The sequence below is a fragment of the Massilia sp. Leaf139 genome, assembly GCF_001424165.1.
Lineage (GTDB): Bacteria > Pseudomonadota > Gammaproteobacteria > Burkholderiales > Burkholderiaceae_D > Telluria.
This window is the reverse complement of record NZ_LMOJ01000024.1, coordinates 72,572-98,360: the sequence shown is the minus strand read 5'-3', so window position 1 is coordinate 98,360 and position 25,789 is coordinate 72,572. Positions and strand designations below refer to the sequence as shown.

The 25,789-nt window shown below is 64.6% G+C and carries 24 protein-coding genes and 1 tRNA gene; 13 read left to right on the top strand and 12 right to left on the bottom strand.

Annotation, left to right across the window (positions count from 1 at the left end; translation table 11 throughout):
* Nucleotides 1-12: 12 nt before the first annotated feature.
* The 8 genes from ccoN to pepN all read right to left on the bottom strand — a co-directional run bounded on the left by ccoN (nucleotide 13) and on the right by pepN (nucleotide 10,487).
* Nucleotides 13-1,488 (bottom strand): cytochrome-c oxidase, cbb3-type subunit I, encoded by a 1,476-nt coding sequence (gene ccoN / locus ASF77_RS16260; RefSeq protein WP_056341429.1) that lies wholly within the window; start codon nucleotides 1,486-1,488, stop codon nucleotides 13-15.
* Nucleotides 1,489-1,646: 158 nt separating this feature from the next.
* Nucleotides 1,647-1,799: a cbb3-type cytochrome oxidase assembly protein CcoS gene (ccoS, locus tag ASF77_RS16255; protein WP_056341427.1), complete on the bottom strand. Its 153-nt coding sequence runs from the start codon at nucleotides 1,797-1,799 to the stop codon at nucleotides 1,647-1,649.
* A gap of 2 nt (nucleotides 1,800-1,801) precedes the next feature.
* A complete protein-coding gene (locus ASF77_RS16250; protein ID WP_056341425.1) occupies nucleotides 1,802-4,192 on the bottom strand; it encodes a heavy metal translocating P-type ATPase in 2,391 nt (796 codons plus the stop codon).
* Complete coding sequence (locus tag ASF77_RS16245) at nucleotides 4,189-4,947, bottom strand: sulfite exporter TauE/SafE family protein (RefSeq protein WP_307181329.1); 759 nt, start codon at nucleotides 4,945-4,947, stop codon at nucleotides 4,189-4,191. The genes ASF77_RS16250 and ASF77_RS16245 overlap by 4 nt, the downstream gene beginning before the upstream one ends.
* Before the next feature lie 2 nt (nucleotides 4,948-4,949).
* The gene (gene hemN / locus ASF77_RS16240) at nucleotides 4,950-6,347 is read right to left on the bottom strand and encodes an oxygen-independent coproporphyrinogen III oxidase (protein ID WP_056342259.1); all 1,398 of its coding nucleotides are present in this window, start codon (nucleotides 6,345-6,347) and stop codon (nucleotides 4,950-4,952) included.
* 270 nt (nucleotides 6,348-6,617) lie between these two features.
* A tRNA-Thr gene (locus ASF77_RS16235) sits at nucleotides 6,618-6,693 on the bottom strand.
* A gap of 113 nt (nucleotides 6,694-6,806) precedes the next feature.
* Entirely contained in the window at nucleotides 6,807-7,808 is a 1,002-nt protein-coding gene (locus ASF77_RS16230) for a class 1 fructose-bisphosphatase (protein ID WP_056341422.1), read from the bottom strand.
* A 33-nt stretch (nucleotides 7,809-7,841) separates the two neighbouring features.
* A complete protein-coding gene (pepN, locus tag ASF77_RS16225) occupies nucleotides 7,842-10,487 on the bottom strand; it encodes an aminopeptidase N (protein ID WP_056341421.1) in 2,646 nt (881 codons plus the stop codon).
* A 206-nt stretch (nucleotides 10,488-10,693) separates the two neighbouring features.
* On the opposite strand from pepN, the gene ASF77_RS16220 reads away from it, so the two are divergent.
* Nucleotides 10,694-11,341, top strand: a complete 648-nt coding sequence (locus ASF77_RS16220) for a DUF4136 domain-containing protein (RefSeq protein ID WP_056341419.1) — start codon at nucleotides 10,694-10,696, stop codon at nucleotides 11,339-11,341.
* A 253-nt stretch (nucleotides 11,342-11,594) separates the two neighbouring features.
* Here ASF77_RS16220 and ASF77_RS24380 read toward each other — a convergent pair whose 3' ends face one another.
* Genes ASF77_RS24380 through ASF77_RS16205 form a run of 4 tightly spaced genes read right to left on the bottom strand, consistent with a single transcriptional unit; the run spans nucleotide 11,595 to nucleotide 14,044 of the window.
* Entirely contained in the window at nucleotides 11,595-11,738 is a 144-nt protein-coding gene (locus ASF77_RS24380; RefSeq protein WP_156648913.1) for a hypothetical protein, read from the bottom strand.
* Nucleotides 11,735-12,709 carry a quinone oxidoreductase gene (locus ASF77_RS16215; RefSeq protein WP_056342254.1) on the bottom strand — a complete coding sequence of 325 codons (975 nt, stop codon included), beginning with the start codon at nucleotides 12,707-12,709 and terminating at the stop codon, nucleotides 11,735-11,737. The genes ASF77_RS24380 and ASF77_RS16215 overlap by 4 nt, the downstream gene beginning before the upstream one ends.
* Complete coding sequence (locus tag ASF77_RS16210) at nucleotides 12,709-13,104, bottom strand: methylglyoxal synthase (RefSeq protein WP_056341417.1); 396 nt, start codon at nucleotides 13,102-13,104, stop codon at nucleotides 12,709-12,711. Before ASF77_RS16210 ends, ASF77_RS16215 begins: the two co-directional genes overlap by 1 nt.
* Before the next feature lie 16 nt (nucleotides 13,105-13,120).
* Nucleotides 13,121-14,044, bottom strand: coding sequence for a DMT family transporter (locus tag ASF77_RS16205; protein WP_056341415.1), 924 nt, complete (start codon nucleotides 14,042-14,044; stop codon nucleotides 13,121-13,123).
* A 92-nt stretch (nucleotides 14,045-14,136) separates the two neighbouring features.
* Here ASF77_RS16205 and ASF77_RS16200 point away from each other — a divergent pair, with 92 nt between their 5' ends.
* The 12 genes from ASF77_RS16200 to ASF77_RS16145 all read left to right on the top strand — a co-directional run bounded on the left by ASF77_RS16200 (nucleotide 14,137) and on the right by ASF77_RS16145 (nucleotide 25,724).
* Complete coding sequence (locus ASF77_RS16200) at nucleotides 14,137-15,042, top strand: DUF2182 domain-containing protein (RefSeq protein WP_082493829.1); 906 nt, start codon at nucleotides 14,137-14,139, stop codon at nucleotides 15,040-15,042.
* Between the two features lie 178 nt (nucleotides 15,043-15,220).
* Nucleotides 15,221-15,946: a YebC/PmpR family DNA-binding transcriptional regulator gene (locus tag ASF77_RS16195; RefSeq protein ID WP_056341411.1), complete on the top strand. Its 726-nt coding sequence runs from the start codon at nucleotides 15,221-15,223 to the stop codon at nucleotides 15,944-15,946.
* 21 nt (nucleotides 15,947-15,967) lie between these two features.
* The gene (gene purD, locus ASF77_RS16190; RefSeq protein WP_056341410.1) at nucleotides 15,968-17,233 is read left to right on the top strand and encodes a phosphoribosylamine--glycine ligase; all 1,266 of its coding nucleotides are present in this window, start codon (nucleotides 15,968-15,970) and stop codon (nucleotides 17,231-17,233) included.
* A gap of 254 nt (nucleotides 17,234-17,487) precedes the next feature.
* Complete coding sequence (hemF, locus tag ASF77_RS16185) at nucleotides 17,488-18,399, top strand: oxygen-dependent coproporphyrinogen oxidase (RefSeq protein ID WP_056341408.1); 912 nt, start codon at nucleotides 17,488-17,490, stop codon at nucleotides 18,397-18,399.
* Nucleotides 18,400-18,421: 22 nt separating this feature from the next.
* On the top strand, nucleotides 18,422-19,099 hold the full coding sequence (locus ASF77_RS16180) for a nicotinate-nucleotide adenylyltransferase (RefSeq protein WP_056341405.1): 678 nt from the start codon (nucleotides 18,422-18,424) through the stop codon (nucleotides 19,097-19,099).
* Nucleotides 19,099-19,800 (top strand): ribosome silencing factor, encoded by a 702-nt coding sequence (gene rsfS, locus ASF77_RS16175; protein WP_056341403.1) that lies wholly within the window; start codon nucleotides 19,099-19,101, stop codon nucleotides 19,798-19,800. The genes ASF77_RS16180 and rsfS overlap by 1 nt, the downstream gene beginning before the upstream one ends.
* A 17-nt stretch (nucleotides 19,801-19,817) precedes the next feature.
* Entirely contained in the window at nucleotides 19,818-20,288 is a 471-nt protein-coding gene (gene rlmH / locus ASF77_RS16170) for a 23S rRNA (pseudouridine(1915)-N(3))-methyltransferase RlmH (RefSeq protein ID WP_056341400.1), read from the top strand.
* A 14-nt stretch (nucleotides 20,289-20,302) separates the two neighbouring features.
* Entirely contained in the window at nucleotides 20,303-20,920 is a 618-nt protein-coding gene (locus ASF77_RS16165) for a nucleoside triphosphate pyrophosphatase (protein ID WP_056341397.1), read from the top strand.
* Between the two features lie 253 nt (nucleotides 20,921-21,173).
* Nucleotides 21,174-22,637, top strand: a complete 1,464-nt coding sequence (gene rng, locus ASF77_RS16160; protein WP_056341395.1) for a ribonuclease G — start codon at nucleotides 21,174-21,176, stop codon at nucleotides 22,635-22,637.
* Between the two features lie 355 nt (nucleotides 22,638-22,992).
* Nucleotides 22,993-23,772 (top strand): sensor histidine kinase, encoded by a 780-nt coding sequence (locus ASF77_RS16155; RefSeq protein WP_056341393.1) that lies wholly within the window; start codon nucleotides 22,993-22,995, stop codon nucleotides 23,770-23,772.
* 85 nt (nucleotides 23,773-23,857) lie between these two features.
* Entirely contained in the window at nucleotides 23,858-24,286 is a 429-nt protein-coding gene (locus tag ASF77_RS16150) for a hypothetical protein (RefSeq protein WP_056341392.1), read from the top strand.
* Nucleotides 24,270-25,724, top strand: a complete 1,455-nt coding sequence (locus ASF77_RS16145; protein ID WP_056341390.1) for an ATPase domain-containing protein — start codon at nucleotides 24,270-24,272, stop codon at nucleotides 25,722-25,724. The genes ASF77_RS16150 and ASF77_RS16145 overlap by 17 nt, the downstream gene beginning before the upstream one ends.
* Nucleotides 25,725-25,789: the final 65 nt, after the last annotated feature.

Below are 25,789 nucleotides of genomic sequence, written 5' to 3'. Positions count from 1 at the left end.
GTTCTTTCGATATCAGGCGTGGGTCGGCACAGGGGTTCCGGCCGCGTCGGCGCCGGTCTGGGCGCCGTGCGGCTGGCGTGGCGGCGCGATCCGTGGATCCACTGTCACCGTACCGGCCAGCGTCTTCCAGGTGTTGAAGGCCATCAGCGCCATGCCGGACAGGTAGAGCAGGCCGCCCGTGAAGCGGATCACGTAATAGGGATAGGTCGCTTTCACGCTCTCGGCGAAGGTGTAGGTCAGCGTGCCGTCGGCATTGACCGCGCGCCACATCAGGCCCTGCATGACGCCGGCGATCCACATGGAAGCGATGTAGAGGACAATGCCGATGGTGGCGACCCAGAAATGCGTCTCGACCAGCGCCAGGCTGGCCATCTGCTTTTTGCCCGCGAGGCGAGGGATCAGGTAGTAGATCGATCCCATCGTGATGAAGCCGACCCAGCCCAGGGCGCCGGCATGCACATGGGCGACGGTCCAGTCGGTGTAGTGCGACAGCGAATTGATGGTCTTGATCGACATCATCGGCCCCTCGAAGGTGGCCATGCCGTAGAACGACAGCGAGACGATCAGGAACTTCAGGATCGGATCCGAGCGCAGCTTGTGCCAGGCGCCCGACAGCGTCATCACACCATTGATCATGCCGCCCCAGGACGGCGCCAGCAGGATCAGCGAAAACACCATGCCCAGCGACTGGGTCCAGTCGGGAAGCGCGGTGTAGTGCAGGTGGTGGGGACCTGCCCACATGTACGTGAAGATCAAAGCCCAGAAGTGCACGATCGACAGGCGGTACGAGTACACCGGGCGCTCGGCCTGCTTGGGGATGAAGTAGTACACCATGCCCAGGTAGCCGGCGGTCAGGATGAAACCGACCGCGTTATGCCCATACCACCACTGGATCATGGCGTCCTGCACGCCCGCATACACGGGGTAGGATTTGAAGGCGGAGACGGGAATCACCGCGCCGTTCACCACGTGCAGCACGGCCACGGCGATAATGTAGGCGCCGAAGAACCAGTTGGCGACATAAATGTGCTGCACCTTGCGCTTGACGATGGTGCCAAAGAAAACCACCGCGTAGGCAAGCCAGACGACAGTGATCAGGATTGCGATCGGCCATTCGAGCTCGGCGTATTCCTTGCCGCGCGTAAAACCCATCGGCAGCGTGATCGCGGCCGCCACCAGCACCGCCTGCCAGCCCCAGAAGGTAAACGCGGCCAACCTGTCGGAGAACAGCCTGACCTGGCAGGTACGCTGCACCACGTAGTAGGAGGTGGCGAACAGGCCGCAAATGCCGAAGGCGAAAATGACTGCGTTGGTGTGCAGCGGACGCAGGCGCCCGTAGGACAGCCAGGGGACGTCGAAATTGAGCGCGGGCCAGGCCAGCTGGGCCGCAATAAAGACGCCGGCCGCCATGCCGATCACGCCCCAGACGACGGTGGCGACGGCGAACTGGCGCACCACCTTGTAGTTATAGTTCAGACTGCTTTCCACAATGCTCTCCTGACGGGGTTCCCTTCGTTGACAGCAGGAGAGTAATTTTCTGGACTTCAAAAATCCTTGATGTGAATCAAAATGTTCAGTAACGCGAGAAGATGGCCTGCACACGCGGCGCGCGGCCCTGCTTGGATCCTGCCGCGAGGCGAAGCAATTCAGTTGCCGGCGCTGTCGTCGTCGCGCAGGACGCGCAGCCCGGGCCCTTCCAGATCCTCGAACTGCCCGCTGTCGGCAGCGCCAAAGAAGATCCAGATCGCCAGCGCGACCAGCACCAGGCTCAGCGGAATCAGGAGATACAACGCTTCCATGCCTAGTTCCTCAGGCGCAGTGCATTGAGCACGACGATGGCCGAACTGGCCGCCATGCCGATGCTCGCCAGCCAGGGGTTGAGCAGGCCGGTGGCCGCGGCGGGAATCGCAAGCAGGTTGTAGGCGCTGGCCCAGGCCAGGTTCTGGCGGATGATGCGCAGGCTGCGGCGCGCGGTGTGAGCGGCATCCAGCAGCGGCGCCAGGCTGTCCCCCAGCAGGACGGCGTCGGCATGCAGCTGCGCCAGCGCCGCGCCGCTGCCCATGGCAAACGAGACGTCGGCGCCGCGCAGCACGGCGGCGTCGTTGATGCCGTCACCGACCATCGCCACTACCGCTCCGCCTTCCTGCAGGCGCCGTACGTAATCGAGTTTTTGTTCGGGCAGCCGGGCGCCGGCGGCTTGCCGGATGCCGAGCCGGGCGGCGACCGCGGCGACGGCGCCGGTCTCGTCCCCGCTCAGGAGAACCACGGTCTTGCCGGCCGCCTCGAAGCATCGCACCACGTCTTGCGCTTCCGGACGCAAGTCGTCCGCGATGTCGAAACGTGCGAGCCAGCTGCCGCCCTGCCCGAGCCAGACGGCGCTGCCCTGGGCGCCGTCCACCGCGGGCGGCGCGCGGCCGGCCAGTACCGCCACGAAGGCGGCGCTGCCGAGCCGGTAGCGCTGTCCGCCGACCTCCCCTTCGATGCCTTGCCCGACCGTGTAATGCAGCTCGCGCGCTGGCGTGTGCCGGCCTGCCGGCGCGGCCGCGCGGATCGCCTGCGCCAGCGGATGGGCGCTGCCCTCTTCCAGCGCCGCCGCGGTCGCCAACGCGGCGTGCGCAGCCGCCGGCCCGAACACCTGCGTGGCGCGCACCCGCGGCCGGCCAAGGGTCAGGGTGCCGGTCTTGTCGAACACGACGTGGGTAGCGCGCTCGAAGGTCTCGAGCGTGTGCGCGCTGAGCGCCAGCACGCCGCGCCGCAGCAGGCTGTCGGTGGCGGCCGCCAGCGCCGTCGGGGTGGCCAGGGACAGCGCGCATGGGCAGGTCACGACCAGCACGGCGATCGCCGCCGGCCAGGCACGCGCCGGGTCGATGGCCTGCCAGGCCATGAAGACCAGCACGGTCAAGACCAGCAGCGCGGCTACTGACCAGGCGGCGACGCGGTCGGCCCACAGGGCGATCTGCGGCTTGCCCTGGCCTGCGCGTTCGACCAGGCGTACCAGCATCGCCAGCGTACTGTCGCGCGCGGCCGCGCCGACCCGCAGCACGATTGCCTGGGCCACGTTGACCGCGCCGCCGGGCAGGCTGTCGCCCGGCCCCATGCGCCGTGTGCGGCTCTCGCCGGTGAGCAGCGCCAGGTCGGCCTCGGTGTCGCCTTCGACAATCACGCCGTCCGCAGGCACCGCCTGCCCGGGCGCCACCAGCACCACGTCGCCCGGCTGCAGCGTGGCGGCGGCCACCAGCTCGCTCGTGCGGGTCGTCGGATAGGCGCCCATGCGTTGCGCGGACGCCGGCAGGCCCGCCTGCAGCGACTCCAGGGCGCCGGCCGCGCGCCGGCGCGCCGTCAGTTCCAGGTAGCGGCTCGCCAGCAGCAGGAAGACGAACATGGTTACCGAATCGAAGTAGACCTCGCCTTGCCCACGCACCAGGGCGGCAACGCTGCCGGCAAACGCGGCGCCGATTCCCAGCGCGACCGGCACGTCCATGCCCGGCACGCCGCGGCGCAGGTCGCGCCAGGCGCCAAGGAAAAAGGGCTGAGCCGAATACAGTACTGCAGGCAGCGTCAGCAGCAACGAAGCCCAGCCCATCAGCGCCGTCATGTCGGCGTCCATCGTGCCGTCGGTCGCCATGTACACCGGGACGGCGTACATCATGACCTGCATCATCGCCAGGCCGGCAATGAAGAGCTGGCGAAACAGCTTGCGGCGAGCCCGTTCCAGCTGCTCGCCGTGGCGCTGCGCGTCATACGGATAGGCCGTGTAGCCGATCGCGCGCAGCGCGCGCAGGATAGCGCTGACCTTGCAGCGGGCGGGATCCCAGCGCACCCGAAGGCGCTCGCTGCTGACGTTGAGCGTCGCTTCGGACACGCCCGGCACCGCCTGGAGACGGCGCTCGATCAGCCACACGCACGCCGCGCAGCGCATGCCTTCAATCGTGAAACTGCCTTCGCCGGCATTGTCGCTCGCGTCGAACAAGTCGAGCTCCGGCGCATCGCCGTCCGGGACAGTGGCTCCATAACCGGTTCGGGTGGCGTAATAGTCCGCACAGCCGGCATCGACGATCACCTCGGCCGCAGCAGCGCAGCCAGGACAGCACATCGGGCGTTCGATGCCGTCAACGAGCGCCGGCCAGCGCTGGCCTGCGAGCGCCAGCCCGCAGTGGAAACAGGTTGCTGCCGCGCTGGCGTCATCCCTCATGGGGTCAAGCCCGGCGTCATGCAGAGCACCTGCAGCCAGCTGCTCGGCAATCCGCTCGCCGAGCGCACCATGCCGAGCAGGCCAAAGGCGAGCACGGTCGCACCGCAGGCCACGCGCACAACGCGCAGGCGCAGCCAGCTGCGCAGGCGCACCCCGGCCAGGCCGAGCGTCAGCATCATCGGCAGTGTGCCAAGTCCGAAAGCCAGCATCACCAACGCACCGGAGCCGGGCGAGCCGCTCAGCATCGCCGCCACCAGCACGCTGTAGACCATCGCGCATGGCAGCCAGCCCCACAGCGCGCCGGCTGCAAACATCCGGCCCGGTGTGTCCGGCGGGCCAATGCGGGCCAACAGCGGACGCACATGCCGCCACACCAGCTGCCCGCCGCGTTCGAGCTGGGCGATGCCGGCCCAGACTCCCATCAGGTGCAGGCCGAAGGCCACCAGCAGCAGGTTGGCCGCGACATAAGCGTATTGCTGTAACGCAGGCATCACGGTCAGGTTCGCGGCCCCCTGGGCCAGCCCACCCGCGAGAAAGCCGGCGACCATGTAGCTGGCGATGCGCCCGGCATTGTAGGCCACCGCCTGGACGCCGTCCGGCGCCACCGCAACGGTGCGCAGCGTCATGACGACGCCGTTGCCGCGGGCGCGCCGCGGCGCGAGCGACAGGGCGCCGACAATACCGCCGCACATGCCGGCGCAGTGGACGCTGCCAAGCAGCCCTACCAGGAACACGGGAAACAAGCTGACGCTCATTGTCATACCGTACGCGAGTAACGGGGAGCCGCGTCAGCTTGCGCCAGGTAGCGGTCGAAGACCATGCAGACATTGCGGATCAGTAGCCGCCCCCGCATCGTTACCGTAATCCATTCGCGATCCAACGTGACGAGGCCGTCCGTTTCGAGCTTGCGCAGCAGTGCCAGTTCAGGCGCAAAATAGCTGGCGAAGCTGATCGGAAAGGCCTGCTCCATGGCCGCCATCGAGAGCTCGAACTGGCACATCAGCTTACCGATTACGGAGCGGCGCAGGAGATCGTCCATGCTGAGCGCCACACCGCGCACGACCGGCAACTCATTGTTGTCGAGCCCCTCGTAATAGGCTTCAAGCGTCTTCGCGTTCTGGCTGTAGGTAGCCCCGACGGCGCCGATGGCAGACACCCCGCAGGAAATCAGGTCGCTGTCGGCATGCGTTGAATAGCCTTGAAAATTGCGGTGCAGCCGCCCCTGGCGCTGGGCGACGGCAAGGTCGTCGTCCGGCCTGGCAAAATGGTCCATACCGATATACACGTAGCCGGCACTGGTCAGGCGTTTGATGCACAGGGTCAGCATGGCCAGCTTCTCTTCGCTGGCGGGCATGTCCGCCTCGCGTATGCGGCGCTGCGGCTTGAACACATGCGGCAGGTGGGCGTAGTGATAGATCGAGATGCGGTCGGGACTGGCGTCGATCACTTTGTCGATCGTCACCGCCATGGTGGACAGGCTTTGCTTCGGCAGGCCGTAGATCAGGTCGATGCTCACCGAACGAAAATGCGCCTCGCGCGCCGCCGCAATGATGGCGCGTGTCTCGGCTTCCGGCTGGACGCGGTTGACCGCTTCCTGCACCTCGGCGTCGAAATCCTGCACGCCGAGGCTGATGCGGTTGAAGCCCTGGTGGCGCAGGTTCCGTACGCGCTCCTGCGATACGGTGCGCGGATCGACCTCGATCGAATACTCGCCGATCTCGTCCGGTGCGAACTTGAAATTGCGGCGCAGGTGCGTCATCAGCTCGTCCATCTGGACATCCGACAGATAGGTCGGAGTGCCGCCGCCGAAGTGCAGTTGCTCGACTTCGTTAAAGCCCGCAAACAGCGTGCCTTGCATCGCAATCTCGCGCTTGAGGTAGCTGAGGTAGGTGGCGGCCTTTTCGCGGTTCCTGGTCACGATCTTGTTACAGGCGCAGTAATAGCACACGGTATCGCAGAACGGAATGTGCAGGTACAGGGACAACGGCCGCCCGGCGCCGCGCGTACGGACGGAGGCGACGGCGTGCAGGTAGTCGCGGTAGCTGAAGCTGTCCTCGAAGCGATCGGCGGTCGGGTACGACGTATAGCGCGGACCGTTCTTGCTGAGGCGCGTGATGAGCTTGGTGTCGAAATCGATGGTTTTTGTCAAGGACATCGGCGCATCGTCGATTGCGCTGACGGGGATCTGCTGGTGAAGCATGTGGAACACTCCTGCTGCCTGCCGGGCCGCAGGGTGCGGCTCAACTTATGGAAGGAGTGTATTGATGCGACCCAGCAAAATCCTTGACTTGCATCAAATTTGACCAGGCGGCGAGCCGTCGAGCGGTCGCCGCAGGCGACGTGTTTTTTATCAGGGAGATAAAAGACAAAAGAAAAAAGGGCTACACGCAGAAGCATGTAACCCTTTAAACTTCCTACTGAATTCTGGTGCCGCTGACCGGAATCGAACTGGTGACCTTCGCATTACGAATGCGCTGCTCTACCGACTGAGCTACAGCGGCTCTACGCGGGCAAACCCGACGAAGAGCCGTATTCTAACAAACAACCTGCCAAACTTGCTAGTCCAACTCGGCAATTTCGTAGCTAAATCACCAGAACGGGTTGGCTCAGCGTTTCACTCGGCGTGATAGCGGGTGACCAGCTCGACTTCTTCCTTCGATCCCAGGAAGACCGGCACCCGCTGGTGCAGCTTGGTCGGCTGGATCTCCATGATGCGCTGCACGCCGTCGGTGGCGGCGCCGCCGGCCTGCTCGACGATCATCGCCATCGGGTTCGCTTCGTACATCAGGCGCAGCTTGCCCGGCTGCGAGGGGTCGCGCATGTCGGCCGGGTACATGAAGACGCCGCCGCGGTTCAGGATGCGGTGCACGTCGGCCACCATCGATGCGATCCAGCGCATGTTGAAATCCTTGCCGCGCGCACCCGTTTTACCAGCCAGCATTTCGTCGACATAGCGCTGCACCGGCGCATGCCAGTGACGCTTGTTGGACATGTTGATCGCGAATTCCTTGGTCGCTGCCGGGATCTGGATATTGCTCTGGGTGAGCACCCAGGAACCCATTTCGCGGTCGAGCGTGAAGCAGTGCACGCCGTCGCCGGTGGTCAGCACCAGCATGGTTTGCGGGCCGTAGACGGCGTAACCTGCCGCCACCTGGCTCGAGCCCGGCTGCAGGAAGGCCGCTTCGGTCGGCTCGCCCATGCCTTCCGGCGCCTTCAGTACCGAGAAGATGGTGCCGATCGAGACGTTGACGTCGATGTTCGACGAGCCGTCGAGCGGATCGAAGAGCAGCATGTACTCGCCCTTCGGATAGCGGTTCGGGATCGGGTGGATGCTTTCCATCTCTTCCGATGCCATGGCCGCCAGGTGGCCGCCCCACTCGTTCGCTTCCAGCAGGATCTCGTTCGAGATCACGTCGAGCTTCTTCTGGACTTCGCCCTGGATGTTCTCGGTGTCGGCGCTGCCGAGGATGTCGCCCAGCGCACCCTTGCTGACTTCGTAGCTGATGCGCTTGCAGGCGCGGGCCACGACCTCGATCAGGAGGCGCAGTTCGGCCGGGATGGAATTGTGGAGGCGCTGCTGCTCCACCAGGTGTTGCGTGAGACTGACGCGTTTCATGAACTTCCTTTTGCTTGGATTAAGACCTTCTAATTAGTTTGCGAGCGCTTTGCCGACCACTTCGCGCACGTCATTGGAAAGACGCTGCTGGCCGGCGACCTGCTGCAGCGCCCTCTTCATGAGTTCCTGCAGCTCCGGCGTGTAGCGGCGCCAGCGATCCATGGTGCGTGCCAGGCGGCTTGCCACTTGCGGGTTCAGGCCGTCGAGCGTGATCACCTGTTCGGCCCAGAAGGCGTAACCGCTGCCGTCCGGGGCGTGGAACTGCACCGGGTTGCCGGCGCAGAAATTGGCGATCAAGCTGCGCGCGCGGTTCGGGTTGCGCAGGTTGAAGGCCGGGTGGCGCATCAGGCCGCGCACGGTCGGCACGTCGGTAATGGCGCTCGTGGCCTGCATGGCGAACCACTTGTCGATGACGAGCGGTTCGTCCTCGAACTCGTCGTAGAAACGCTGCAGGGACACTTCGGCGCCCGGTGCGCGTGCATGGATCAGCGCGCTCAGCGCGGCGACGCGGTCGGTCATGTTGCCGGCTTCGTCGAACTGGCGCTGGGCCAGTGCCAGGCCCTCTTCGTCCTGGGCCGCGGTCAGGTAGGCCAGGCACAGGTTTTTCAGGGCGCGCTTGCCGGCGGACAGTGCGTCGGGGCTGTACTCGCCCGGGGTCTGGTTCGCCTCGTACTGCGCCAGCAACTCCGTACGCAGGCGGGTGCCGATGTTGGCGCGCATGAACTGGCGCGCCAGGTGGATCGACATCGGGTTCACGACCTCGATCTGATCGGCCACCATGCCCTCGGACGGCAGCAGCAATGCCTGCTCGCGGAAGGCTGGATCGAGGGTTTCGTCGGTCAGCATCTTGCCCAGCGCCAGCAGGAAGGTATCGTCCAGCAGCAGCGGCGCACCGACGCCGGCTTCGCCCGTCAATTTGAGCAGGCGTCCCATGGCCAGGCGCTGGCCGGCTTCCCAGCGATTGACGGCGTCGCTGTCGTGGTTGAACAGGTGCAGCAGGTCGGCGTCGCCGTAGTTGTAGTCGAGGATGATCGGTGCGGAAAAGTCGCGCAAGATCGAGGGCGTCGGCTGTTCCGGCACGTTCTCGAACACGAAGGTCTGCTCGCTCTCCGTCAGCTCGAGGACAGCCGTGCTGCCGAGGTGTTCGCCGCCGATGGTGAGCGGCAGGTCGCGTCCGTCCGCGCCCAGCAGGCCGACGGCGATCGGGATGTGGAACGGGAATTTACTCGTCTGACCCGGGGTCGGCGGGCAAGACTGGAAGAAGGTCAGCGTGTAGGTGCGGGCGATGTCGTCGTAGCGGGTCTCCGCGCGCACGACCGGGGTGCCGGCCTGGCTGTACCAGCGCTCGAACAGGCTCAAATCGCGGCCGTTCGCATCCGCCATGGCGCGGCGGAAATCGTCGCAGGTGACGGCCTGGCCGTCATGGCGCTCGAAGTACAGATCCATGCCCTTGCGGAAACCGTCGCGGCCCAGCAGGGTTTGGTACATGCGCACGACTTCGGCGCCCTTTTCGTACACGGTCACCGTATAAAAATTGTTGATCTCGACGAAGGAGTCGGGACGTACCGGGTGCGCCATCGGGCCGGCGTCTTCCGGGAACTGGGCCTGGCGCAAGGTACGCACCTGGTCGATGCGGCCGACGGCGCGCCCGCTTTCGGTGCCGATCATGTCGGCCGAGAACTCCTGGTCGCGGAACACAGTGAGACCTTCCTTCAGCGACAGCTGGAACCAGTCGCGGCAGGTGACGCGGTTGCCCGTCCAGTTGTGGAAGTATTCGTGGCCGACGACCGCTTCGATGCCCTGGAAGTCGATATCGGTCGCGACGCGCGGATTGGCCAGCACGAACTTCGTGTTGAAAATGTTCAGGCCCTTGTTTTCCATCGCGCCCATGTTGAAGTCGCTGACGGCGACGATCATGAAGCGATCCAGGTCGAGTTCCAGATCCCAGCGCTCCTCGTCCCAGCGGATGCTGTTCTTCAGGGACTGCATCGCGTAATCGGTCTTGTCGAGGTTGCCCTCTTCCACCCAGACTTGCAGCAACGCGTCGCGGCCGTCTTTCAGGCGGAAGCTTTCTTCCTGGCAGACCAGGCGCGCCGCAACCAGGGCGAACAGGTAGGACGGCTTCTTGAACGGGTCTTCCCACTTGGCGTAGTGGCGGCCGTCGCCAAGGTCGCCTTCTTCGACCAGGTTACCGTTCGACAGCAGCACCGGATATTTTTCCTTGTCGGCACGCAGCATGACCGTAAACACGGCCATCACGTCCGGACGATCCGGGAAATAAGTGATCGCGCGGAAGCCTTCGGCCTCGCACTGCGTATAAAAACTGCCGTTCGAGGTGTACAGGCCGTTCAGGGTGGTGTTCTGTTCCGGCACGCAGATCGTTTCGATCTCGAGCGTAACTTCCTCCGGCGTATTCGGAATCGTCAGCAGGCTGCCTTCGATGCGGTAATCGTTCGCGCCGAGGGTGTTACCGTTCATGCGCAGCGCCACCAGTTCCAGGTTCTCGCCGTAGAGCTCGATTTCGCGCTGGGCGCTGTCCGGGTTGCGCCGCATCGTCATCCGGTTGGCGACGATGGTGCGCGCGGGATCGAGGTCGAAGCCGAGTTCGACGGTGTCCACGAGGTAGCTGGGCGGGGTGTAATCTTTCCTGTAAATCGTCTGGGGCGTGTCGGTGCGCATGGGTTTGTCCGAAATATACAGTCGAAGAAGCACTTATTTTACCAACAAGATTTGCCCGCGCCCGCGCAATTCAGTCGCTGCGCGCCTGTGCGAAATGTGTCGTCATGTGGCGTTGGTAACCAGGTGTAAATTTATCTGCGAGAATTGACGAAACGGCGCACTCTGACGCTAGGCAAAGACCGTCAAAAATTTTAGAGAGATAATCAATGAAACGCTTGATTGCAGCAGGGATGGCGCTCACCGCGCTATTGCTCGGCGGATGCGCAACGACCATCCGCTCGGACGTGACGACCTTCCACCAGTGGCCGGCCCAGATCGAGGACAAGAGCTATGTCTTCGAGGCGCCGCCGACCTTCGACAATACGCTCGAATACCAGAGCTACCAGAACCTGGTGCGCGGGCAACTGGCGCAGCTGGGTTTCCGCGAGTCGAACATGAGCCCGGCCGCCCTGAAGGTGGCGATGCGCTTTACCACCACCGACGTGCCGGTGCAGGTGGTCGAGCCGGCAATGCCGATGTTCTACGATTACCCCTACTACCGCGTCGGCCCGCGTTTTGCCAACCGCTTCGGCCCGCGCGGCCGCTGGGCACGCTGGCATCATCCGTTCTACGATCCGTTCTGGAGCCCCTTCCCGGCCTACCAGGTGTCAATCGAACACCAGTACCGGCGCGAGCTGCAGGTGTCGATCAAGGACAGGAGCGACAAGCGCCTGTTCGACGTCACCGTGCACAACATGAGCCGCGAGCTGTCGACGCCCGAGGTGATGCCGGCCCTGGTGCAGAGTGCGTTCCAGGGATTCCCGGGGCCGAGTGGGCAGGTGCGCAGGGTGGAGTTGCAGCGCAAGGATGGTTAATCGACATGCCGGCAATTTAGCCGGCATTTTTTTTATTCGAGACGTTCGCACAACGTAGGGTGGGCTCTCCGAGCCCACGCGTTACGGGCATATCCTTGCGCCACGAAACATGAATGATCGCTCGCACCGCATGCAAACGTCGTAACGATTTTTGCCGATTTCGCGAGCGACGATTTACCGCCAACGGTGCATGCACACGCCCGTAACGCGTGGGCTCGGGGAGCCCACCCTACGGTACGCCACCGCTAACGGCTTACGAAAAATACGCTTCCGAAGCAAACGTAATCGCCACCACCAGCAACACCGCCAGCAGCAGCACGATCAACAAACGCCCGAACTTCGGCACCCCGACCGTGTCCGGTTCCTGCGGCTCGTTGTCGTCGCTGAACTCTCTCATGGCAGCAGGATCGTGGAGCCGGTCGTGCGGCGGGCTTCGAGCGCCGTGTGGGCGGCGGCGGCTTCGGCCAGCGGGAAGCGCTGGTGGATGTCGATCTTGACCTTCCCGCTTTCCACCATGGCGAACAGATCCGCCGCCCGCTCTTCCAGCTCGACGCGGGTGGCGACGTAGGCGCCCAGCGAAGGCCGGGTGAGGTAGAGCGAATTGCGCGAGGCCAGTTCGTTCATCGTGAACGGCGGCACCGCGCCCGACGAATTGCCGAAGCTGACCATCAGCCCGCGCGGCTGCAGGCAGTCGAGCGAGCGGATGAAGGTGTCCTTGCCGACCGAATCGTAGACGACCGGCACCTTCGCGCCATCGGTAATCTCGAGCACGCGCGCCACGATGTCTTCCTCGTTGTAGTCGATGACGTGAGCGGCGCCGGCCGCCAGCGCCAGGTCTCCCTTTTCCTTCGACCCGACCGTGCCGATCAGGTTCACGCCGAGTGCGCGCGCCCATTGGCAGGCGATCAGGCCGACGCCGCCGGCCGCCGCATGGAACAGGATGGTCTGGCCCGGCTGGATCTGGTAAGTGCCCTTGAACAGGTATTGCACCGTCAGGCCCTGCAGCATCATGGCGGCCGCCGTCTCGAAATCGATGGCCTCGGGCAGTTTCACCAGAATGTCGGCCGGCATCGTGCGCAGTTCGCTGTAGGCGCCGTTCGGACGGCCGGCATAGGCGACGCGGTCGCCCGGCTGCACGTGGCTCACGCCCTCGCCCACCGCTTCGACCACGCCGGCGCCTTCCTGGCCCAGGCCGGACGGCAATGGCATCGGGTACAGGCCGGTGCGGAAATACACGTCGATGAAATTCAGGCCGATCGCATGCTGGCGTACGCGCGCCTCGCCCGGCCCGGGCTCGCCCACCTCGACATCGACGTATTCCAGTACCTCCGGCCCGCCGGTGCGGGTCATGCGGATTGCCTTGGCCATCATCCCTGTTTCTCCTCGTTCTTGGTTTGCATGAGTCGGCCCAACACCAGATGGGCCGTGGACAGATTGGTGGCGCAGGCGACGTTGTGTACGTCGCAGGCGCGCACCAGCGCGTTGATATCGGGTTCGTGCGGCTGCGGCGTCATCGGATCGCGCAGGAAGATCACGCAGTCGATCTCGCCGTCGACCAGCCGGGCGCCGATCTGCAGGTCGCCGCCGAAGGGGCCGGAATGCATGCACTCGACGACGAGGCCGAGTTCGTTGATCAGGCGGCCGCCGGTGGTGCCGGTGGCGGTCAAGGTGCAGCCGGCGAGAAAGTCGCGGTATTCGCCGGCCAGCGTAATCATGTCGTCCTTCTTCTTGTCGTGCGCGATGAGCGCGATGCGTGGCTTCATTCTTGTCGCCTCTTTCTCATTTTTTCATCGACAGCAGGGTGATACCCGCCAGCACCAGGCCGGTGCCGAACAGCTGCACCGCGGTGATCGGCTCGCCCAGCACGAGGTAGCCCAGGAACAGTGTCGAGACCGGGCCGACCATGCCGGCCTGGGACGCGGTCGGCGCGCCAATGCGCCCCACCGCCGCCATGGTCATGAACACCGGGAAGATAGTACAGAAAACGCCGTTCACGAGCGAGAGTCCATACACCGGCAGCGGCTGCACCAGCAGGGAAGCGGGCCGCAGGATGAAAAACTGCGCCAGGCAGGCCAGGCTCGATACGCACATCGCGTAGGCCACCAGGCGCAGCGAACCGACGCGCCGCACCATCTCGCCCGTGCCCAGCAAATAGAAGGCGTAGGCAAGCGCCGAGGCCAGCACGAACAGCGCTCCCAGCGCCGTGCTGTCCGCGTCGCCGCCGGCCAGGTCGTGCATGAACACCAGCACGATGCCGCAGTAGGAGAGCGCGAGCGCGCCCCATTCGAAGGCGCCGATGCGGCGCTTGAAGAACAAGGCGCTGATTGCCAGCACGAAGGTCGGCGTGAGGAACAGGATCAGCCGTTCGAGCCCGACCGAGATGTACTGCAGGCCCAGGAAATCGAGCGTGCTCGACAGGTAATAGCCGATCAGGCCCAGCACCACGATGCGCCAGCGATCCTGCTTCGTGAGCGGCGCTGCGGTGCGCATCTTCCAGTAGGCCACCGCCGCAAACACCGGAAGCGAAAACAGCATTCTGAAGGCGATCAATGTCACTGCATCGATGTGGTATCGGTACAGCAATTTGGCGACCACGGCTTTTGTGGAAAACAAAACCGCACCGCCGATGGCGATCGCCAGGCCGGCAATGAAGGCCGGGCGTGGCATGGAGGTTGCAGTCGCGGCGGTTTCAGGCTGGGTCATCCGACGATTGTACGGCCAAGCACAAAATCGAGCTCGGCAGCACCGCGGAACGCAAGGGCCGCTGCACAGTCAAACTCGTCATTCACCCGACCATGAGGAACGACAATGCCGAACCGGAGCATGAAGTGGCCCATGAAGTGGCCCATGAAGTGGCACATGAAGTGGAGCCGGCGCCAGCCGCCGGGCCGCTCGCCTCCTCGCCCGGGGGCGTCTCGATGAGCACCCTGATCCGCGTCGACACCCAGCCGGGCCGCGAACGGCCGCTCGTCATCGCCTGCCTGGCGATGCTCGTGGCGCTTTGCTGGGCCTGCCTGGTGTTTCGCGCCCTGCGCATCGCGACGCTCGAGCCCCCGCTGCCCGGCGCGGCCCTGGCCCCCACGCCGCCCTACCGCGCGTCCGAACTGATGCTGGTGCTGGCGATGTGGGGTGCGATGCTCTCGGCCATCACCCTGCCCGCGGCCACGCCGGTCATCCTGCTGTTCGCCCACATCAACCGGCTGGCGCAATCGGTGCGTTTTCCGAATATCGGCACGCTCGCCTTCGTGACCGGCTACCTGGCGGTCTGGATCGGTTTCGGCGCGCTGGCGACGCTGGCGCAATGGGCGCTGCACGACGCCGGCGCGCTCGACACCGGCATGGCCTTCGTCAACCCGGCCGCCATCGGACTGGCGCTGGTGACGGCCGGGCTCTACCAGTGGACACCGGTGAAGCACGCCTGCCTGCGCCATTGCCGGGCGCCGCTCTCCTTCGTCATCACCAGTTGGCGGCCGGGGCTGGCGGGCGCCCTGCGCATGGGCGTTACGCACGGCGCCTATTGCGTGGGCTGCTTCTGGCTGCTGATGCTGCTGCTGTTCGCCGCCGGCGTCACCAACCTCGGCGCGCTGCTCGGGCTGGCAGCCTTGATCATGCTCGAGAAGCTGCTGCCGGGCGGCGCCGTCGTCGCCTGCGCCGGCGGTCTCGGGCTTGTCGCATGGGGGACACTATTGCTGTTTCCATAAGCCGACGCACCTGAAAACGCACTCATGGCGGCGTTGCACCGTCTCGCCGTACAGGCGTACTGTCTTCGACGGTGCGCCTTGCCTTGAGCGCGTTTTCAGGCGCGTTTTGGACTTTTGGCGGACGGGGCGCATGCTAGAATGTCGGCCATTCTTGCATACCGTCTAAGGAATTCTCGACATGGCTGGACACAGCAAATGGGCCAACATCAAGCACAAAAAAGCCGCAACTGACGCCAAGCGCGGCAAGATCTGGACTCGCCTGATCAAGGAGATCACGGTCGCCGCGCGCATGGGTGGCGGCGACATCGATGCCAACCCGCGCCTGCGCCTGGCCGTCGACAAGGCGGCCGACGCCAACATGCCGAAGGACAACGTCACGCGCGCGATCCAGCGCGGTTCGGGCAGCCTGGAAGGCGTGAACTACGAGGAAATCCGCTACGAAGGCTACGGCATCGGCGGCGCGGCGATCATCGTCGACTGCATGACCGACAACCGCGTGCGTACCGTGGCCGAAGTGCGCCATGCCTTCAGCAAGTTCGGCGGCAACATGGGCACCGAGGGTTCGGTCGCCTTCATGTTCAAGCACACCGGCCAGTTCCTGTTCGCGCCCGGCGTGGACGAGGACAAGCTGATGGAAGCGGCGCTGGAAGCCGGCGCCGAAGACGTGGTGCAGGACGAGGAAGGCGGCTTCGAAGTGCTGTGCGATCCGTTCGCCTTCTCGAACGTCAAGGATGCCCTGGAAAAGGCCGGCTTCAAGGCCGAGGTGGCCGAAGTCATCATGAAGCCTGCGACCGAGACCGAATTCACCGGCGAAGACGCGATCAAGATGCAAAAGCTGCTCGACGCGCTGGAAAACCTGGACGACGTGCAGGAAATCTATACCAACGCCGTCATCGGCGAATAACCAGCATAAGCGCGAGCGCCCATGAAAATCCTGGTAGTCGGCTCCGGCGGCCGTGAACACGCCCTGGCCTGGAAACTGGCCCAATCCGAACGCGTGCAGATGGTGTATGTCGCACCCGGCAATGGCGGCACCGCGCGCGACCCGCGCCTGGTGAACGTCGACATCACCGATCCGGCCGCGCTGGCCGATTTCGTTGTGGCCGAGCACATCGCGCTGACCCTGGTCGGCCCGGAAGGCCCGCTGGCCGCCGGCATCGTCAACCTGTTCCGCGCGCGCGGCCTGAAAATCTTCGGGCCGACGCGCGAGGCGGCGCAGCTGGAAAGTTCGAAGGACTTCGCCAAGGCCTTCATGCAACGCCACGGCATCCCGACCGCGAAGTACCAGACTTTCTCCGACGCTGCCCAGGCGCATGCCTACATCGACGCCAATGGCGCGCCGATCGTCATCAAGGCCGACGGCCTGGCGGCCGGCAAGGGTGTCGTCGTGGCCATGTCGCTGGAAGAAGCGCACGGCGCGGTCGACCACATGCTGTCCGATAACGCCTTCGGCGACGCCGGCGCGCGCATCGTGATCGAGGAATTCCTGGCGGGCGAGGAAGCGAGTTTCATCGTCATGTGCGACGGCAAGCACATCCTGCCGATGGCCACCTCGCAGGATCACAAGCGTCTGAAGGATCACGACGAAGGCCCGAACACGGGCGGCATGGGCGCCTATTCGCCGGCCCCGATCGTCACCCCGGCCATGCATGCGCGCGTGATGCGCGAGATCATCAACCCGACCGTCCAGGGCATGGCCAAGGACGGCATCGTGTTCACCGGCTTCCTGTACGCCGGCCTGATGATCGACAGCGAGGGGAATCCGCGCACGCTGGAATTCAATTGCCGCATGGGCGACCCGGAAACCCAGCCGATCATGGCGCGCCTGAAAAGCGATTACCTCACGGTGCTGGAACACGCCTGCAACGGCACGCTCGACGCAGTGGAACTCGAATGGGATCGGCGCACGGCCGTGGGCGTGGTGATGGCGGCCAGCGGCTATCCGGACAGCCCGCGCAAGGGCGATCTCATCGACGGCATTCCCGCGGAGACGCCGGAATGCGTGACCTTCCATGCCGGCACCAGCGTCGTCGGTGGCAATTTGCAGACCAATGGCGGGCGCGTGCTGTGCGTCGTGGGCCTGGGCGACAGCGTCAAGATGGCGCAGAAGCAGGCCTACGAGGGCGTGGAGAAGATCCGCTTCGATGGCGCCCAGTTCCGCCGCGATATCGGGTGGCGCGGGATCAAGTAAGCGCGTTTCGATTCCGGAACCGTTAGTACCGCGTGGGCTCGGGGAGCCCGGTGAACCCGTCATCGAGGCCATTGGCCTCGATGACCCCTACGGTACGCCACGGTCTCGACACAATCGTTGGCCGCCGTGTAACGTAGGGTGGGCTCCCCGAGCCCACGCGGACGCATCGCTTGACCAAAGGCGGCCCGATTAGCACCCCCACACTGCCGCAGTGTACAATCCCCCTCTTATTTTTCTTTCACGCCCCATCCTTCATGTCCACGCCCTCCCCGTCCGCCATCAAAGCCTGGCTGCTCGACCTGCAGCAACGCATCGTCGCGGCCCTGGAAGCGGTGGACGGCAAGCCGTTCCTGCAAGATAGCTGGGAACGCCCGGAAGGCGGCGGCGGCATCTCGCGCCTGATCGAGGAAGGCAACGTGCTCGAACGCGGCGGCGTGAATTTTTCGCATGTGATGGGCGCCAACCTGCCGCCGTCGGCAGCGGCGAGCCGCCCCGAACTGGCCGGCCGCGCCTGGGAAGCGATGGGTGTGTCGCTGGTGCTGCATCCACGTAATCCCTACGCGCCGACGGTGCACATGAACGTGCGCTTCTTCGAAGCCACAGCCGAGGGTCAAGAGCCCGTCTGGTGGTTCGGCGGCGGCATGGATCTGACGCCCTATTACGGCAACCTGGACGACGCGCGCCACTTCCACCAGGTCTGCCACGACGCCCTCGCCCCATATGGCGACGCGTTCTACCCGCGTTTCAAAAAGTGGTGCGACGAGTATTTTTATATCAAGCACCGCAAGGAAGCGCGCGGCGTCGGCGGCATCTTCTTCGACGACTTCAACGAACTCCCGTTCGACGAAGCCTTCGCCATGGTGCGCAGCGCCGGCGACGGTTTCATCGACGCCTACCTGCCGATCCTGCAAGCGCGCAAGGACACGCCCTACGGCGAACGCGAGCGCGATTTCCAGGCTTACCGCCGCGGCCGCTATGTCGAGTTCAACCTGGTCTGGGATCGCGGCACGCACTTCGGCCTGCAGTCGGGCGGCCGCACGGAGGCGATCCTGATGTCGCTGCCGCCGATCGTGAAATGGCGCTACGACTGGCAGCCGGAACCGGGCACGGCTGAAGCGGCCTTGTACACTGACTTCCTGCCGCACCGCGACTGGCTCGCCAAGTGAGCCGCATTCAGTGCAACATCCCGTGAGCACCTGCATCGCCCTGCTCGGCGGCAGTTTCGATCCCGTCCACCATGGCCACGTCGCGCTGGCGCGGCTGTTTTGCGCGTTATTGAAACCGACCGCGCTGCACGTGATGCCGGCCAAGCCCTGGCAGAAGTCCTCCCTGCAGGCGAGCGACGCCGAGCGCGTGGCGATGCTGGAACTGGCCTTCCGCGAACTCGGCGAGGAGGTGCCGGTCGTCATCGACCAGCGTGAAATCGAACGCGGTACCTCGACCTATACGGTCGAGACCCTGCGCGGCCTGCGCGCGGAATTCGGGCCGGAGGCATCGATCGTCTTCCTGATGGGCGCCGACCAGTTGCAGAACCTCGACAGCTGGCGCGAATGGCGCGAGCTGTTCGCGCTGGCCAATATCGCGGTGGCGGCGCGGCCGGGTTACACCCTGGAACAGGATGCGCTGCCGCAAGCGGTGGCGGAAGAACTGGCGCCGCGCCTGGCGCCACCAGAACAAGTGCGTATTAAGCCCGCGGGCCTGGTATGCCTGGCGCACACACTGGCGGTCGATATCTCGGCCACCCGGGTGCGCGCCCTGCTGCGCAAGGAAGGCGAACCGCAGGACGGGCCACGTACAGACGTGAACTCGCTCGTCGCGCCGGTAGTGCTAGACTATATTCAACAACATCATTTATACAAGAACTAATGGATATCAAAAAACTGCAAACGGTCGTCGTGGACGCCCTCGAAGACGTCAAGGGCCAGGAGATCATGCTGTTCGATACGACCGGGCTGACCAGCCTGTTCGACCGGATTGCGGTGGTTTCGGGTACCTCGAACCGCCAGACCAAGGCGCTGGCCGCATCGGTGCGCGACAAGGTCAAGGAAGCGGGCGGCGACATCGTCGGCATGGAAGGCGAGGACACCGGTGAATGGGTGCTGGTCGACCTCGGCGACATGATCGTCCACATCATGCAGCCGGCCATCCGCCAGTACTACCGCCTCGAAGAAATCTGGGGCGAGAAGCCGGTCAAGCTGGGCGCCGCCAAGCGCAAGTCGACGCCTGAGGCGCTTGAGGCCGCCGAGCCGAAAGTGAAGTCGAAGCACCTGGCCGCCAACCAGGCCGCGCCGGAAGTGAAGCCGGTCAACGAACGCAAGCCGGCTGCACGCAAAGCCGCCGCCAAGACGACCGCCGTGAAAGCGCCGGCCAAGAAAGCCGTTGCCAAGGCCGTGTCGAAAGCCGTCGGCAAGACCGTGCGCGTCGGCCCGAGCAAGACCGAGATCGCCGCCGTCGAGGCGACCAAGGCCAAGCCGCCGAAGCGCAAGCTTGCCGCACCGGCCGCCGCCGAAGGCGCCGTGCCTGCGAAGAAAGTCATCAAGCGCGTCACCAAGAAGGCCGCCGAGTAATTTTTACCTGAGTTTCAATGCAACTGATCATCGCCGCGGTCGGCCATAAAATGCCGGCCTGGATCGAAACCGGCTTTTCCGAGTACACGAAGCGCATGCCGCCCGAGCTGCGCATCGTTCTCAAGGAGATCAAACCGGTCGAACGTTCCGGCAGCAAGACGGCCGCCACCGCGATGGCGCTCGAACGCGAGCGCATCGAAGCCGCATTGCCGAAAGGCGTGCGCATCATCGCGCTCGACGAGCGCGGCAAGGATCTGACCAGTGTCGGCCTGTCCCAGCAATTGCTGGGCTGGCTGCAGGATGGCCGCGACACGGCCTTCCTTATCGGCGGGGCCGACGGCCTCGATCCGGAACTGAAAGCGCGTGCCGAAGGATTGATCCGCATTTCCAGCATGACGCTTCCGCACGGGGTCGTGCGCGTGATGCTGGCGGAACAGCTTTACCGCGCATGGTCCATTACCCAGAATCATCCGTACCACCGCGTCTGACGGCCAAAGCTCCCATGAAAGTCCTCGACAAAAAAATCTACCTCGCCTCGAAAAGCCCGCGGCGCCGCGAACTGCTGCGCCAGGTCGGCGTGGATTTCGACCTGCTGATGCTGCGCAGCGACCCGGCGCGCGGCGCCGACGTCACCGAGGACGTGCGTCCGGGCGAGCCGGCGCACGACTATGTGGTGCGCGTCGCGCTCGAGAAAGGCGCTTTTGCCTGGCGCGTGCTGCAACAGCGGCGCCAGCCGCTGCGCCCCGTGCTCACGGCCGACACCACCGTGACGCTCGACAACGAGATCCTCGGCAAGCCCGCCGATCCGGCGGAAGCCGCGGCCATGCTCGAGCGCCTGTCGGGCCGCACCCATCAGGTGCTGACCACGGTCGCGGTGCACTTCACCGACATGGCCGAGCACGTCACCCAGGTCTCGAACGTGCGCTTCGCCAAGCTCACCCCGCAAGCCATCCGCGCCTATTGCGCCACGCCCGAGCCCTACGACAAGGCCGGCGCCTACGGCATCCAGGGGCTGGCGGCGCTGTTCGTCGAGCATATCGAGGGCAGCCATTCGGGGATCATGGGCTTGCCGTTGTTCGAGACGGCGGCGCTGCTGCGCAAGGCCGGCGTCGTCATCTAAGGTAGGGTGGGCACTCATGCCCACGCGGTACGGCGTGCGCTCAACGGCGAGGCCATTGGGACACGGTTCGGTTGATCCTCGGCCGTACCACGTGGGCTCGAGAGCCCACCCTACGTAAAACGGGCGGCATATTACCCTCCTCCCGTCCCGCCATTGCCCCATCACTCCCCCCGTAAAACCGCTTTCCCCCGCCGCCGCCTTTGCCGGGCGTGTATCATGGCACTCTGAACAATATCCCAGTGCGCAGCGTGCCATGAACGAAGACATCCTCATCAATATCACTCCGCAGGAAACGCGCGTGGCGCTGGTTCTGCAGGGCGCGGTGCAGGAGTTGCACATCGAACGCACGCTGACGCGCGGCCTGGCCGGGAATGTGTACTCGGGCAAGGTCGTGCGCGTCCTGCCGGGAATGCAGTCGGCCTTCATCGACATCGGCCTGGAGCGCGCCGCCTTTCTCCACGTGGCCGATATCTGGGAAGCGCGGCCGCACGACAATTCGAACACGCCGCCGACGCCGATCGAAAAGCTGCTCTTCGACGGCCAGGTGCTGACGGTGCAGGTGATCAAGGATCCGATCGGCACCAAGGGCGCGCGCCTGTCGACCCAGATCTCGATCGCCGGGCGCATGCTGGTGTACCTGCCGCAGGATAACCACATCGGCATCTCGCAAAAGATCGAGAAGGAAGCCGACCGCGAACTGCTGCGCACGCGCATGGCGGCCCTGCTCCCGAGCGAGGAAAAGGGCGGCTACATCGTCCGCACCCAGGCCGAGGAAGCGTCCGACACCGACCTGCTGGCCGACATCGATTACCTCCGCAAAACCTGGGCCGCGATCCAGAACGGCGCGCGTACCCGTCCGGCGACCAGCCTGCTGTACCAGGATCTGAACCTGGCCCAGCGGGTACTGCGCGACTTCGTGCACGATGAGACGGCGACGATCCAGGTCGATTCGCGCGAGAACCACGCCATGCTGGTCGAGTTCGCCAAAATCTACACGCCGAGCGTGCTGGCGCGCCTGCAGCACTACACCGGCGAGCGCCCGCTGTTCGACCTGTATGGCGTCGAGGAAGAGATCCTGCGTGCGTTGGGCCGGCGCGTCGATCTGAAAAGCGGCGGCTACCTGATCGTCGACCAGACCGAGGCGATGACGACGATCGACGTGAATACCGGCGGCTATGTCGGCGGCCGCAATTTCGCGGATACCATTTTCAAGACCAACCTGGAAGCGGCGCATGCGATCGCGCGCCAGCTGCGCCTGCGCAACCTGGGCGGCATCATCATCCTCGACTTCATCGACATGGAGAACAACGAGCACCGCAACCAGGTGCTCGCGGAACTCAAGAAAACCCTGGCGCGCGACCGCACCAAGGTGTCGGTGAGCGGCTTCTCGGCCCTGGGCCTGGTCGAAATGACGAGGAAGCGCACGCGCGAGTCGCTCGCCCACATCCTGTGCGAGCCCTGCCCCGCCTGCGCAGGCAAGGGGCAAGTCAAAACCTCGCGCACGATCTGCTACGAAATCCTGCGCGAACTGCTGCGCGAAGCCAAGCAATTCAACCCGCGCGAATTCCGCATCCTCGCCTCCCAGGAAGTGGTCGACCTCTTCCTCGAGGAAGAATCGCAGCACCTGGCGATGCTGGGCGACTTCATCGGCAAGAAGATTTCGCTGCAGGTCGAAAAGGGCTATCACCAGGAACAGTACGACGTCATCCTGATGTAGGCACGGCCGGCGCTTTAATTGCGCCGCTCACGATCTGGCGCAAGCCCTCCCGCGCCGCACCGGTTCCAGGCGAGTCCGTGCGTGAACCATTCCTCCCGCGCCGGTTCCAACGTCTGTTGGATAGACAGCATCTCGTCTCAAATTCCTTGCCAGCCACTGCTTTCGCTTGACTTGGCGATCGAAACTCCCTAGCTTCTGGGCTAGGAAACTGTTTACGTCAATGGGTTCTTTGCGGCGAATCAACCTGCTCTCGAACATGCCTATACATCCTTTCGGCCACGGCGCCCAGACAGGGAGAGGCGAACCGCATGGCGCGCCGGCGCCAGACGCGTGCGACGACGAGCGCGAAGCATCCATGCTGCGCGTAGCCCAGGATCAAATGCTGGTCAACCAGGCGCTGGTGGAAAAGATCTTCGCATGCGAGCGGGCCGAAGTGGCGCTGCGCCAGTCGGAACAGAAGCTGCACGACCTGCTCGCCCACCAGCACGCCACCCGCGAAGACGAACGCCGGCAGATCTCGCGCCGCCTGCACGATTCGCTGGCCCAGAACCTGCTGGCGCTGCGCATGGACATCGTCATGATGCGCCAGCAGACGACCGGCCGCCACCGCCAACTGCGCGACCGCATCGGCGCCGCCCTCGACAATGTCGACCTCACGCTGCGCTCGGTAAAGGAGATGCTGGGCGAGTTGCGCCCGCCCTGCCTCGAGCTGGGCCTGCGCGCCACCATCGAAGTGGAATTGCGCAAATTCGAGCGTGCCAGCGGCATCGCGTGCGAGCTGTGCGCGAGCCCCGGCATGAGCGATTCGATTCTTGGCGAAGAGGAAGTGTTGACCGTGCACCGCGTGCTGCAGGAGTCCCTGAACAATGTTTGCCGGCATTCGCTGGCGAGTCGCGTCGTCGTGCGCCTCGATACCGGCGCCAACCGGCTGACCATGACGGTCACCGACAACGGCATCGGCTTCGATACGGACGCCCCCCGCAAGCCCAACAGCTACGGCCTGCTCGACCTGGTCGAGCGTGTCGCCGCTCACCGCGGCCACCTCGTGGTAAGCGGCGCGCGCGGCCATGGCACCGAGGTCAGCTTGAAAATTCCCTTGTCTCCCGGGCAATCCAGCACGCCGGTAATCGGATAGAATCACGGCTCGATTTTATTCATCCACCCGGCCGGAACGTGACGATCAATCGTCGGCGTACCATGCTCAAGATTGCTGAACGCCCATGCCGATACCGACCGAGCTGCTCGTGAGAATAACCAGCAGGCTTGTCAGCGCCAGGGAACCCGCCGACGCGGCGGGAGCCTTGGCCGTATGGGAAACCTTGTTCGGCAAGCTCGTGCCCCTGCTCGGCCCCCTGAGCAACGAATTGCTGTTTGCCCGCAGCCTTATTGCGCGGCAAGCCGCCTTTCCCTGGCTGCCGCAGTTCGAGCCCGGCGCCGAAGGAAGCGCGTTCAGCGTATTCCGGTCGGCGCTCGGCGGCCGTACGCCGGAAGACATCGTTGCGGTCAACCAGGCTTTGCTGGAAGCCTATACATCGGCATTGGCCGACCTGATCGGCATGCAGCTCTCCGTGCATCTGCTCAATGCGGTATTCCCGGGTGATGAAGCTAACCAGAATACGTTGGAGAATTCGCATGACCGACAAAGTTGAGCTGCGCCTGTTGGCCAGTGGCGTTCCGGGACTCGACACTGTCCTGGGCGGTGGCCTGCCCGAACTATCGTTCAATATCATCGGCGGTGCTCCGGGCAGCGGCAAGACCACCTTTGCCCAGCAGCTCATGTTCGGCATGGCCGGATCCGGCCGCAAGGCCCTGTTCTTCACGGCCATGGGCGAACCGCCGGTCAAGATGCTGCGCTACCAGCAGCAGTTCGATTTCTTCGATGTCGCCAAGATCGGCAACGAAGTCAACTTCATCAGCCTGGCCGCCTCGGTCGAACAGGGCGATTACGACATCGTGCTGGCCGAGATCCTGGAGGCGGTGCGCCTGCACGCACCGGCGCTGGTGTTCTTCGATTCCTTCCGTTCCTTCATCCAGGGCGCGCGCGGCGACCAGCAGGAAGCGGCCGCGCTGCAGGTATTCGTGCAGCGGCTCGTCACCCACATGACCAGCTGGAACGCGACCAGTTTCCTGATCGGAGAATACCTGGCCGGCGAGGCAAGCGAAAATCCGATCTTTACCGTGGCCGACGGTATCTTCTGGCTGACCCAGCATGTGCAGCGCAACGCCATGTCGCGCAAGATCGAGGTGGTCAAGATGCGTGGCCAGAAGCAGCGCTCGGGCCTGCACGCCTTCCGCATCGACCGCGGCGGTGTCCAGGTCTTCCCACGGATCATGCCTCCGGCGTCGCCCGATTGCCCGCCTCCGCCGGGCCGCAGCAAACGCCTGTCGTCGGGCGTGCCCGTGCTCGACGAGATGCTGGGCGGCGGCATCCCGTCCGGCTACACGGCGCTCCTGGTCGGCCCCGCCGGTTCCGGCAAGAGCATCCTGTCGGTCGAATTCCTCGCCGCCGGGGCGCGCAACGGCGAGGCCGGCGTGATCGCCCTGTTCGAGCGCACGCCCAACCAGATCATGAATGCGAAGCTGCAAACCCTGGTCGATGCCGACCAGGTCGGCATCGTCACCGTCCGTTCGCTCGACCTGGCGGTCGACGAGATCCTGTACGAGCTGATGGCCGAGATCGATGCGCGCAAGGCAACCCGGCTGGTACTGGACTCGCTCACCGGCTTCGAAATGGCGCTCTCGCCGGAACACCGCGACGACTTCCGCGAATCGCTGTACCGCATGGCGACCGTGCTGAACGCACGCGGCGTGACGGTCTTCCTCACGAGCGAACTGGAAGACAGCTTCAGCGAACTGCGCTTCAGTCCCTACGGCAGCGCCAATCTGGTCGATGTCGTCATCATGCAGCGCTATATCGAATGGCAAGCGGAATTGCACACGGTAATTTCAGTCGTCAAAATGCGTGGCAGTAAACACAGCCGGCAAATCCGTCTTTTCCAGATCACCGACGACGGCATCGATATCGGCAGTGCGGGTGCGCCATTCGAGGGCATGCTGACGGGCCAGGTGCAGTTGCGCTCCTCCTGAGTCCCTCCACTATCCCCTGTAAATAAGACAATCTTTCAGGGGAATCATTCCTTGTGGTGCCTTTA

Bases quoted from the DNA above. Each gene is read 5' to 3' on its own strand.
- hemN (WP_056342259.1), bottom strand. From the start codon at position 6,347: ATGTCCTTGACAAAAACCATCGATTTCGACACCAAGCTCATCACGCGC.
- ASF77_RS16205 (WP_056341415.1), bottom strand. From the start codon at position 14,044: ATGACCCAGCCTGAAACCGCCGCGACTGCAACCTCCATGCCACGCCCG.
- ASF77_RS16200 (WP_082493829.1), top strand. From the start codon at position 14,137: ATGAGGAACGACAATGCCGAACCGGAGCATGAAGTGGCCCATGAAGTG.
- ASF77_RS16145 (WP_056341390.1), top strand. From the start codon at position 24,270: ATGACCGACAAAGTTGAGCTGCGCCTGTTGGCCAGTGGCGTTCCGGGA.
- rng (WP_056341395.1), top strand. From the start codon at position 21,174: ATGAACGAAGACATCCTCATCAATATCACTCCGCAGGAAACGCGCGTG.
- ccoS (WP_056341427.1), bottom strand. From the start codon at position 1,799: ATGGAAGCGTTGTATCTCCTGATTCCGCTGAGCCTGGTGCTGGTCGCG.
- ASF77_RS16220 (WP_056341419.1), top strand. From the start codon at position 10,694: ATGAAACGCTTGATTGCAGCAGGGATGGCGCTCACCGCGCTATTGCTC.
- hemF (WP_056341408.1), top strand. From the start codon at position 17,488: ATGTCCACGCCCTCCCCGTCCGCCATCAAAGCCTGGCTGCTCGACCTG.
- ASF77_RS16195 (WP_056341411.1), top strand. From the start codon at position 15,221: ATGGCTGGACACAGCAAATGGGCCAACATCAAGCACAAAAAAGCCGCA.
- ASF77_RS16155 (WP_056341393.1), top strand. From the start codon at position 22,993: ATGCTGCGCGTAGCCCAGGATCAAATGCTGGTCAACCAGGCGCTGGTG.
- ASF77_RS16250 (WP_056341425.1), bottom strand. From the start codon at position 4,192: ATGAGGGATGACGCCAGCGCGGCAGCAACCTGTTTCCACTGCGGGCTG.
- pepN (WP_056341421.1), bottom strand. From the start codon at position 10,487: ATGCGCACCGACACGCCCCAGACGATTTACAGGAAAGATTACACCCCG.
- ASF77_RS16150 (WP_056341392.1), top strand. From the start codon at position 23,858: ATGCCGATACCGACCGAGCTGCTCGTGAGAATAACCAGCAGGCTTGTC.
- rlmH (WP_056341400.1), top strand. From the start codon at position 19,818: ATGCAACTGATCATCGCCGCGGTCGGCCATAAAATGCCGGCCTGGATC.
- ASF77_RS16210 (WP_056341417.1), bottom strand. From the start codon at position 13,104: ATGAAGCCACGCATCGCGCTCATCGCGCACGACAAGAAGAAGGACGAC.
- ASF77_RS16215 (WP_056342254.1), bottom strand. From the start codon at position 12,709: ATGGCCAAGGCAATCCGCATGACCCGCACCGGCGGGCCGGAGGTACTG.
- rsfS (WP_056341403.1), top strand. From the start codon at position 19,099: ATGGATATCAAAAAACTGCAAACGGTCGTCGTGGACGCCCTCGAAGAC.
- ASF77_RS16245 (WP_307181329.1), bottom strand. From the start codon at position 4,947: ATGAGCGTCAGCTTGTTTCCCGTGTTCCTGGTAGGGCTGCTTGGCAGC.
- ASF77_RS16165 (WP_056341397.1), top strand. From the start codon at position 20,303: ATGAAAGTCCTCGACAAAAAAATCTACCTCGCCTCGAAAAGCCCGCGG.
- ASF77_RS16230 (WP_056341422.1), bottom strand. From the start codon at position 7,808: ATGAAACGCGTCAGTCTCACGCAACACCTGGTGGAGCAGCAGCGCCTC.
- purD (WP_056341410.1), top strand. From the start codon at position 15,968: ATGAAAATCCTGGTAGTCGGCTCCGGCGGCCGTGAACACGCCCTGGCC.
- ASF77_RS24380 (WP_156648913.1), bottom strand. From the start codon at position 11,738: ATGAGAGAGTTCAGCGACGACAACGAGCCGCAGGAACCGGACACGGTC.